We start from the raw sequence: 9,354 nt of genomic DNA, 5'->3' as shown, positions 1-9,354 counted from the left end.
ATGTATGTAATGTGAAATGCATACTGATTTTGTCGGGAATTGCTTGCGCCTTGACTTTTTGTCTCCAATAATCGGCTCGCTGATTCTTCGAACCTTTCAGCCCCGTTTGGTGGCCTCGGCCATTCAGACACAGCGCCCCGGAGTCTGCTACCTCCGGGGCGTTTTGTTTTCAAGCATCGCCACATGCCGACACAACGCTTTTCCCAATTCATTCGTGATCATTACGAGATTCATGAATGGAGACACGCGACAGCAATTCTTGAGCGTGATTTCCCCGAACAGTGGATAGATGTGTCCGAAACACTGGAAAAATTCAGGCTTCTAAAAAGCTCCATTATCAAGCCAGGAGGCCGGAAATCAGGCGTCGCTCAGGCCTTTGATGATGAGTTAAATTCTAGAGGTTGGGTTGAAAAGAAATTCTCCACTGCCGTAGAGGTAGATGGCAAAAGATTAGAGAGCCCGACCCACGCAGTCGATTGTTACAAGGATCGAATTGCCTTGGAAATTGAATGGAACAACAAGGACCCATTTTACGATAGAGACTTGAATAATTTCCGGCTGCTCTTTGAGCTACGCGTCATTTCCGTTGGTATTATTATTACACGTTGTGACACCCTCCAGGCCATCTTTGATAGGCTCGGAAGAGGCACAAGTTTTGGGCAATCTACTACGCACATGAGTAAGCTCTTGCCTCGTTTGGAAGGTGGTGGCGGCGGTTGCCCTGTGCTCGTATTTGGAATAAAGGACACATTATATGTCGAAGACTGAAAGAGCTCCAAATCAGCTCCCTCCTCAAGATTTGGGGCTGAAAGCACCCCTCCGCTACTCCACGATTCTAGCGGACCCACCTTGGCAGTTTCAAAATCGGACAGGCAAAATGGCCCCCGAGCATACACGACTGCTTCGATATCCAACCATGGAGCTAAATGAAATCAAAGCTCTACCAGTTGACGGCTTGGCCGCTCCGAATGCGCATCTATATCTATGGGTTCCAAATGCTCTTTTGCAGGAAGGCTTGGACGTGATGAAAGCTTGGGGTTTCAAATATAAGTCTAACATTATATGGTATAAAACCAGGAAGGATGGAGGGCCTGATGGCCGTGGCGTTGGCTTCTATTTTCGCAACGTAACTGAGATCGTTCTTTTCGGCGTTCGTGGCAGCATGCGAACACTCCAGCCGGGCCGAACGCAGGTAAACCTGCTGTCCACTCAGAAACGAGAGCACTCCAGGAAACCTGACGAGTTTTACGATATTGTGGAGAGCTGCTCCCCCGGCCCTTACCTAGAGATGTTCGCGCGATTTCCTCGCGATGGCTGGCATCAATGGGGCAACGAGGATGTTCATGAAAATTCCGTCCATGGGCAGGCCTTGCGAAATGGCCATGCGGGAAAAGACAGAAACAGTATTGTAGTCCCCAAGCAGTATAATCGATAAAAATTGTTGACAGAATAGCCACCCTCCGTTCACGGTAGGAGCGTCACGTAGCAGTGATCTCGGTGTAGCAGCCGGGTTTGATCAGCAAAACAATGAAAGGTTCGGAAGCACAGCGACGCGTGCCCAATGGGATTTCGCGTATTAGACCCCTCTTTTTTGAGCGGGTGCTAAGACCTACCCGGCAAGATCTGGGCAAAGGTCAACCTAAAGAGGACATCCAACTCTTGCTGCCGTTTCCGTGCCCTTCGCAACCGAAGGTTCGACATGAGGAAGCGCAGAAAAACGGCTGAAATTCTCCTCTCCCGCCCGGTTGCCCGTCCAATGGCTAAGAGTCAGGACGGACCCATTTACCCCCAGATGATGCCAGCGCGGCGACGTTTGACGCTGGCTGCATACTGGGAAGAAATTGCCGAGAAAGCGAAGAAACGGAAAGCGACCCGTTCACCTCGGCCCCGGCTTCTGGACCCTGTGACCAAGCAGGCCCAGGAGCCGAACAAATTTGGCACAGACGAGGCGATGCAATCGGCCCAGCCGACCGCCTCCGAGTGCCCGCCGTTCCCGAAACCCGAACCGTGCGGGAGCGGCGTCAACTTTGGGGGAGCATCCCCGAATCACCCATCCTGGCGCCTCGGCGGCATGGGGACATTTGTTAACCGGGGCACCTCAAAAGGCCGGAAAGGCCAAACCCAAAACTAAACCTATTATGGTACTCCACCTCTCAGTTGAAAGCGCAGTTCCCTCGACCTTCCAGGGCGACAAAGGCCCGGTAACAATGATTCAGGTCGTGATGACGGACAAAACAAAGCCCGCCATGTTCCGCACCCAGACGCGTTTCGTGTTCAACCTCATGCCCGACGGCTACCGGAAATACTGGCAGACGCTCGGCATCGAAGAAGAGCCCGTGACCGTCCTGGTTAAAGACCTGGCTGGGTCTGGTACGATGATCAAGCTCAAGGGCGAAATCATCAAAGGATGGGCCACGCCTGAGCAAATCAATGCCCTGGCCGTCACCCGCGCCGTTCTCCCTCCTGGGTCTGACTCCGAAGCTGAACCGCTGGTTTCTCAGGAAGCCACGGACAAAGCCACCGAGGAAGCCAAGAAGCGACTCGCCCAAACTGAGCCGACGCAGAAAAAAGCGGCCTAGTGAACATCGGGGAGGATGGTCAAGGCGGGCAAGGTGCCCCCTGTCCTGCGATTCAGCGGCGATACACCGCCCAGGACTTAAAAGACCCTGAACTCCCCTGCTCTGTCATTAGCTGACATACCGACCCATGAACCCCCTTGCCTATCACGCAAGCTTGCAGCCCTGGCAGTTCTTCATCACGCTCACGTATGGGCATGATGGGAGCGGCGGGGCTGTTCCGCCTGCACCGATACGCAAGAAAATGCTCTTTGCCTTCCTTCGACGGGTTGGCCTGGGCCACTACCAAACGAAGGACGGCGAGCGAGCGCACCGCGTGAACTGGCACAACCTTCTATGGCTGGCCCGAGAGGAGCAGGGAGAACTGGGAGGGCGTCACCATTTCCATATTTTGCTGGCAGGTTTGCCAGCCCAGAGGCACAACGCAACCGAGGCCTACGTCCAGTGTAAAATCTGGCGCGAGTGTGGCGGAGGAATTGCCGATGTGCGCATGTATGACACCGGACTCGATGGGGTGTCGTACGTGTTAAAGGGGCTGGAGCAATGGTCGCACGAAGGAGCCAACGCTTACGAGCTAGGCAAGTTCGTCGATAAAGGGGACTGCATGCCGATCTTGGCCGACACCTGCGTTAGAACCTGGACAAAGGTTCTTCGGAAATGGGCGACAGGTGCCAAAGAGCCAGGGGCTTCATCGGGGACCGGATCTGCCGTAATCACGGGGCGGTCACTGTCCGTTCGTCGAAAGGCGAAGGGTCGCAAACGGACAAAGGAGACACCAGCACAGCTAGAGAACCGGATACGGTCCAACTGGCTGGGAATGCATCCGGCTGGTGCCTCCTTTGTCCGTTAGAGCGGCTCCCGCCTGTGGGGTGGAACCGATGCGGAAGGATTCCGCGCGGTTCCGCGCCGCAGGCGCGGTCCTTGTAGGAAGAGCTATGCCCATACGCCAACGCATAATTAGTTAGACCGCCAAGCCATGATCGAAGAAGCAACCCAACAAATTGAATCCTTGCAGGTGGGAATCATCGCCCTCGGCGTACTTGCGACGCTGTTGCTCTTCCGCATCGCGAAAGGAATGATCTCCGGCAGCGGTGACGATGAGCCATGGACACAGGCCAAAGAGCGCCAACTCTTTGCCCGGTACGCTTACAACGACCGCTATCGTAATCTCGACATGAAGGCAGGCCCAAGGGGTCACCTCCCGTGACAATTTCCCCTCTCTTGGGCCACGGGAGAGGGGCGCTAAAAAGTGGCATTTGTCCCATAGCTAGGGACCCCTGCCCCCTACCCTCGCGGGTGGCAGAAACACAGAGGGAAACAAGAAAGAAAAAAGTATGGTCGCAGCAGCAGAATCAGCAATCAGCGGAATGGGCGCAAACGTGACAACCCTGGGCACAGCAGCCCTGTCAGTCGTCGCCCTGATCGCAGTCTTCATCCTCGCTAAGAGCTTCTTGACTCGCGGCGCCCGATAGGCTGACACAACCCTGGGGCGGCGGGATCACTCCCCCGCCCCTTTCCTATTTATAAAGATGGTTAGGCTTATCATCCCGGCTGGAAAGTCCATCGAGCTTCAAGGTTCAGACCCTGGCGAAGTGGAAACCATAGCAGGCCCCATGGAACTCGTTTTTGAAGTGTACAGCATTGGCGGGGATTTCGTCTCCAGTGGCGAATATCTGCTTGTGGGAGCCGATTGGCTCCAGCTCCTGCCCTACCTCCGCGAAGAACTAGCCATCGCTCTACCCGTGGCCCTCGTCGTGTCCCTTTTAATCGCTTTGACCTGGCTCCGTCGTCATGTCTGATTATGAAACGCTTTTTGTTATTCCTGCTCGCCTGTGCATCCGCCCAGGCTGCAAACATCACCTGGGAGGTCCCGGCCTTCACGTATAGCATTACAAGGCCCGCCAATGCGGGCAGCACCTGCACCTATCAATGGGAAGGCACCGGGGGAATCGTCAACGGCCCCTCTGGGGTTTTCTCCTCTGGAGGCCCTGGACCTGGCACAAAGACGGGCAATCGAAATGCAGTCACCTTCACGACCAGTGACACCGTGACTGCCGTTCGTCTTACCATTCTCGTAGATACCACCAACGGCGCGGCACCTATCCCGGTCTTCTGGCAGCAAGCCCGCAAAGTCGGCGAGACAACGCCGCCCAAAGGAGGCCCTTACTCTGGCGGGAATCCTGTCACCCCAGGCGGCGACCCCGTGGACAACGACGGCAACCCAGCCGAGGAGCCGCCCAAACGCTACAAGGCCCAAGCGGCGGTCATGAACTCTTCCAACTACCCAATCACGGTCAAAGAGGTCTGGACAAGCGAGGGCTCAATCATCCGCCAGAAAATGGCCAACGTGCCCCCGCAAACTTGGTATGACACCGGCTGGTGCTACTATCACAAACCTTTCACGATCACTTTGACAACCATGGTCGATGGTCAGGATACTGCTGATCCTCCTGTGATTTCAGAAGGTGAACCCGTGGACGAAACCGACCCGAACGAACCCCCAATCGGAGGCCCAGGAACACCGGGAGGCCCTGACGGCCCGCCAAGCGGCGGCGGCGGCATCAAGATAGATCCCATTGCCGAACCTCCCCAAATCACCCCGCAACCACGCCCAGGCGAGGGAGAACCAAACACCGAAGCTCGCCACCAAGAGCTATTGGCCGCGGTTAACCGAGTCACGACCGCCGTGACCAACGCAGCAAACCAAGCTAAAGGGGACGCCGCACAAGGTAATAGTTTGTTAGGTAGCATCAAGGACGCAGCAGGTAAAACCTCAGAAAACACCGGGGAGATTGCCGAAAACACCAAAGGCATAGGCGACGGTGAAGGAGACGGCGAAGGCGGCGAAGGTGGAGAGGGCGGCACCGGGGGTTCCGGCCATCTCGCCTTGCCTGGACCCGGCACGGGCGGCACCGCTGGAAACGTCCCTGGGGAGCTGTCCGGCATCGGTGGCAAGATAAGCAGCATCCGCCAAGGTGCGGGCGAAGCACTCACAGGGGCGCAGGCCCTGGTGGGTGCGTTGGGTCTTACCCAGCAGCACGGAACCGCCCCACTAATCTGGCAAATCCCGGTCGGGCCGTTCGGGAACGTCACGCTAGATCTGGACTCTTTCGCATCCGGCTGGATTGAGATTGTGCGTGCAATCCTGGTCTTCGTCCTATCCATCCAGACGGCCTTTAAGGCCGTCGAAATCCTGAAAGGAGCCTTTTCATGAACTTTGACTTTCTTAAAGTCTGGTGGGCCGATTTCGCAGCCTGGGTGAATAGCCTCTTCGGCTCGCTTGTGTCCACGGTTACCCGGTTCTTTGCAGCCATGACGGCCGCCATCGGCCTGGCTTGGAGCCTCTTCTTGGTAGTGCTGGAAATCGTCGATGTGGGCGCAGCATTCCAAAGCATTGCCGACGTGATGAACTCGGCGGCGGGCCTCGTCCGTGGCCTGCCAGTGGCGGGCGTCATGGCCCAGCTCAACCGCATTTTTCCAATCAACGAATTTCTTGCTCTCATGGGCTTTCTCCTGGCCCTGCATTTGATCGTGATTGGGATTCGCATCCTGATCTTCCTTTTCAATCTGCTCCTCGGGCTGATTTCCGCAATCCTGCAACTCCTGGCCAAAGTCTTCTAGCATGTCGTTCACGCTGATAACTGGATTGATGGGCGGCGGGAAAAGTTATCTCGCCGTGGAAACCTGCCTCCAGGCAGCCAAGGAAGGGGCCATGGTGCACACCAATCTGCCATTGGTGCAGGAAGAATGGGAGGCCCTCGGCCTCTGGGACAAGATTGTCATTTTGCCCAAAGAGCCGAGTAAATGGATACGCTTTGAAAAGAAGATCATCGACGGAGAGGAAACCGAGGTTCCCACCTCGGACTGCATCACCGGGGGTGCTGAGGGCCGCGAAAACATCGTGGTCTTTGACGAAGCCTCCATTGTGTTTCGGGTCAAAGATCAGGCGAAGAACAAGGACAAGCATCAACCCGTTTTCGACCTGATCGCCCTTTCCCGTCACGTTGGTCTAGAAATCATCTTCATTGCCCAGCATGAAGACAACGTGTCTGCAGACCTGCGACGCTTGGCGCAGAACCGCACGAAGTGCATTAAGACCGTGGGCATTCCCTTGGTTGGCATCTTCGCTCAATACATTTTAGGCGACTTCTGCCGGGTCGTTTACCAGGGCCAAAGTAAAGCCCCCTGGCTCAAATCCTGGCACCGATTCAATCCAGCCGTGGGCAAGCTCTACAAGACCCACGGAATGGCCGAATCTGTGGCAATGCGGGTGGATGCTACCCGCAGCAGCAAGGGCTTGGACGCAGGCAAAAAGAAAGGCCTCCTGCTCTTCGTCGGTGGTCCCCTGCTCTGCTTGGCCCTCCTTTGCGTGGCAGGCTGGCGAATTAAAAGGGACTTCTTCGGAGAAAAGACCAAACCCAAAGAAGCGGCTCCGGTCGTAGATCCGAAAGCCGGCACGGATAAAGGGGACAAACCCAAATCAGGCGACTTTACCCCAGGCACCGGGGGCCTGCGTGAGCTGGAATGGTCCGAGCAAGACGAATGGGTCTTAGCAGGCCGCGTGCATACCTCATCTGGCGCCGTCGTCTATGCTCGCGGGGGCCTCCGCTTTGCTGTTGGTCTCAACTACGAAGGTGCTCCAATTATCGAGTATGTTCCTTATGCAGGCTGGCACTACTTCCGCACCACCACCGGGCGGATTATTGCCGTTCGACCTCTACGCACCAAAGAGCGCGAAACCCTGCCCCCAGTCACCGTTCCCGGCCAGAATATGGCCCAAGAAACGCCTACCCCGATGACTCCAATAGATCAGGGCATTAACCAAGCAATCCAGCAAATCAAAGGGACATGAACTTTCTCACCTTCTGCCTAACCATGAGTCTTTCCATGTTCACGGTCGCCTGGTCTATCCTGCTTCTGGTGGCCTTTGTTGCTCGCGTCATCAAGAGCCCCTTCCGCGATGAGTGAAGCACTTGAAGGCCTGGTTAAAATGGGGGCGCTTGTCATCGGTGTGCGCCTGGCTTTCTGGCTGGTGAAGAAAGTGGCAGGCATCTTTAGCTCTCTGGGGTGACGGGATCTCGTGCCGCGCGGCGCGGGTAGAAAATTTCCAGATTTTGCCCATTAGTTAAGATAACTTAAATAATCCTTATGCCCTGTGCACGTGGCACCACTCACAAACGTGCACGCCTAGCAGGTCCTCAACGGGCACCATCACATCCGGCTGGCTGCTCGGCCTGGATCGCAGCTTCTCCCCTGCCCTGGACAGCCAATTGACGCGACCAGGTTTCAGCGGCTCCCCGTCCTTTGTGCGGAACAAAACCGCCGTTCCATGTGGCCACGCTTTCAGCACTGCGTTAGCGTCCGCGCTGTCCCCTTTAATCCTGCAGTCTGCTGGATCTGCCCCACGATTGGCCGGAATCCATGGCATGCCCCCCGTAACATCGCGGGCCGTCCAGTCGGTCGCCTGGCCCAGCTCGCGTTTAATGGCCCGCTGCAAGGCCTTCTTGCAACGGGGGCCACACGTCCGGGCGTCGCTGCGGTGCGCCCTGAAGGGTGCACCGCAAGTATAGCAGGACGCTTTAGTCAGTTTACGGGTCATAGCAAATGCATCTGCCCGTTGTCCACCTCAGCCGATGAGCCCAGCCATTGCACGCCCTGGCCTGCGGGGGTGGTGTCGATCCAGACCAGGCGGGCCGCCCGCTTGGCCTCGGTTTCATCCTTGGCCGTCACGTGCATCTCATAAACGTGTTTGGCCTCTGCACCATTGAAGCGGTATAGAATCCGCACCGTGTAGGCAAGGCACGCGTTCACGCTGCGGCCCTCCAGGCGTTGAGGGCTTCGTAGCGGGCCTGCACTTCATTGCGCCACGTGACGGCGCGCTCGATGCGCCCCCTCCGCAGGTGCTGGCGGTAGGTTCTGATTCCATCGGCCACCCAGGCGCGATAGTGGGCCATGTGTAACAAGACAGAGAGAGCTTTGCTGATTTTCATACTGACGGAGTCCTTTCGTGCGGTCCACCAGCGGGGGGCGTGTGCCCTGTCCCTTTTAACTGATGGAATACCATTCCTTCGGAGGCGTAGCCTCCAACTCCTCGCAGAGGTGCCGGGCCGTCCGTCAGCTAGTCAAAAGCCTTTGGTGGCCCATAAGGGCCAGGTTTCCAGGAGGGTCCATTTATGGAGACCTGGAAACCCGTTGACGAGCTGACAGGCTCGGCGCTGGCCCGTTGTTACAGGGCTAGCCTAGCTAATGGACGCGCACAGAAAGGCGGAGCCGTGCCCGCATCGTCAGCCCTGCGGGTCCTGCGTCGGTGGGCCTGTCCGGCAAGGCCCTAGCCACCCCAAAACACGCTTGCAAAATGCTTAATATACCCTAAATAAAGGGCGCGGTTCACATCGGAGAAAATGGGGTGAAATTGTTGGATTTATTGTTATACCAAATACGCCAGTTACAGCTTTCCACCCAGGAATTGCAGGAGGCGCAAAACGTCCGCGAAAAAGCGGCAAGATTGGCCGAAATGCGCGCACAGCATCGTTTGTTAGACTCGACTTTAGAGAAGCTCGAAAACCAGCAATTTAGGAAGGATCCGAAAACCCTTTTGACTCGGTCTTTCCTCTGCTACAATCCAGATAAAGCACTTAGACAAGACGACGAAAGACGATTATAAAGCCACTAAAAACCCTAGATAAAGTACATCGTTCAAGCTCAATATAGGCTCTGGAAACCTTGAATTTCCAAGGAATCACGATGTCAAGATATTAAAATCGGATGTATGTAATGT

At 56.1% G+C, this 9,354-nt stretch carries 12 protein-coding genes; 10 read left to right on the top strand and 2 right to left on the bottom strand.

The features are described 5' to 3' along the window. Positions 1 to 183 precede the first annotated feature (183 nt). The 10 genes from HNQ64_RS23705 (at position 184) to HNQ64_RS23665 (ending at position 7,428) form a co-directional block, all read left to right on the top strand. Complete coding sequence (locus HNQ64_RS23705; protein ID WP_184213351.1) at positions 184 to 768, top strand: BglII/BstYI family type II restriction endonuclease; 585 nt, start codon at positions 184 to 186, stop codon at positions 766 to 768. Then, the gene (locus HNQ64_RS23700; protein ID WP_184213349.1) at positions 755 to 1,435 is read left to right on the top strand and encodes an MT-A70 family methyltransferase; all 681 of its coding nucleotides are present in this window, start codon (positions 755 to 757) and stop codon (positions 1,433 to 1,435) included. The genes HNQ64_RS23705 and HNQ64_RS23700 overlap by 14 nt, the downstream gene beginning before the upstream one ends. 787 nt (positions 1,436 to 2,222) lie before the next feature. Beyond that, on the top strand, positions 2,223 to 2,579 hold the full coding sequence (locus HNQ64_RS23695; protein WP_184213347.1) for a hypothetical protein: 357 nt from the start codon (positions 2,223 to 2,225) through the stop codon (positions 2,577 to 2,579). A gap of 127 nt (positions 2,580 to 2,706) precedes the next feature. After that, positions 2,707 to 3,426, top strand: coding sequence for a hypothetical protein (locus HNQ64_RS23690; RefSeq protein ID WP_184213345.1), 720 nt, complete (start codon positions 2,707 to 2,709; stop codon positions 3,424 to 3,426). 126 nt (positions 3,427 to 3,552) lie between these two features. Then, positions 3,553 to 3,783, top strand: coding sequence for a hypothetical protein (locus tag HNQ64_RS23685; protein WP_184213343.1), 231 nt, complete (start codon positions 3,553 to 3,555; stop codon positions 3,781 to 3,783). Positions 3,784 to 3,910: 127 nt separating this feature from the next. Continuing rightward, a complete protein-coding gene (locus tag HNQ64_RS24520; RefSeq protein ID WP_408004370.1) occupies positions 3,911 to 4,048 on the top strand; it encodes a major capsid protein in 138 nt (45 codons plus the stop codon). A 57-nt stretch (positions 4,049 to 4,105) separates the two neighbouring features. Beyond that, positions 4,106 to 4,375 (top strand): hypothetical protein, encoded by a 270-nt coding sequence (locus HNQ64_RS23680; RefSeq protein WP_184213341.1) that lies wholly within the window; start codon positions 4,106 to 4,108, stop codon positions 4,373 to 4,375. A gap of 2 nt (positions 4,376 to 4,377) precedes the next feature. Beyond that, the gene (locus HNQ64_RS23675) at positions 4,378 to 5,790 is read left to right on the top strand and encodes a hypothetical protein (protein WP_184213339.1); all 1,413 of its coding nucleotides are present in this window, start codon (positions 4,378 to 4,380) and stop codon (positions 5,788 to 5,790) included. Then, on the top strand, positions 5,787 to 6,197 hold the full coding sequence (locus HNQ64_RS23670) for a hypothetical protein (RefSeq protein WP_184213337.1): 411 nt from the start codon (positions 5,787 to 5,789) through the stop codon (positions 6,195 to 6,197). The genes HNQ64_RS23675 and HNQ64_RS23670 overlap by 4 nt, the downstream gene beginning before the upstream one ends. A 1-nt stretch (position 6,198) precedes the next feature. Further along, positions 6,199 to 7,428: a zonular occludens toxin domain-containing protein gene (locus tag HNQ64_RS23665; RefSeq protein ID WP_184213335.1), complete on the top strand. Its 1,230-nt coding sequence runs from the start codon at positions 6,199 to 6,201 to the stop codon at positions 7,426 to 7,428. A 743-nt stretch (positions 7,429 to 8,171) separates the two neighbouring features. On the opposite strand, the gene HNQ64_RS23660 is transcribed toward HNQ64_RS23665, so the two are convergent. Next, on the bottom strand, positions 8,172 to 8,387 hold the full coding sequence (locus tag HNQ64_RS23660) for a hypothetical protein (protein WP_184213333.1): 216 nt from the start codon (positions 8,385 to 8,387) through the stop codon (positions 8,172 to 8,174). Further along, positions 8,384 to 8,566, bottom strand: coding sequence for a hypothetical protein (locus tag HNQ64_RS23655; RefSeq protein ID WP_184213331.1), 183 nt, complete (start codon positions 8,564 to 8,566; stop codon positions 8,384 to 8,386). Before HNQ64_RS23655 ends, HNQ64_RS23660 begins: the two co-directional genes overlap by 4 nt. Positions 8,567 to 9,354: the final 788 nt, after the last annotated feature.

The sequence above is a fragment of the Prosthecobacter dejongeii genome (assembly GCF_014203045.1).
Lineage (GTDB): Bacteria > Verrucomicrobiota > Verrucomicrobiia > Verrucomicrobiales > Verrucomicrobiaceae > Prosthecobacter > Prosthecobacter dejongeii.
This window is presented reverse-complemented; position numbering and strand designations above follow the sequence as displayed.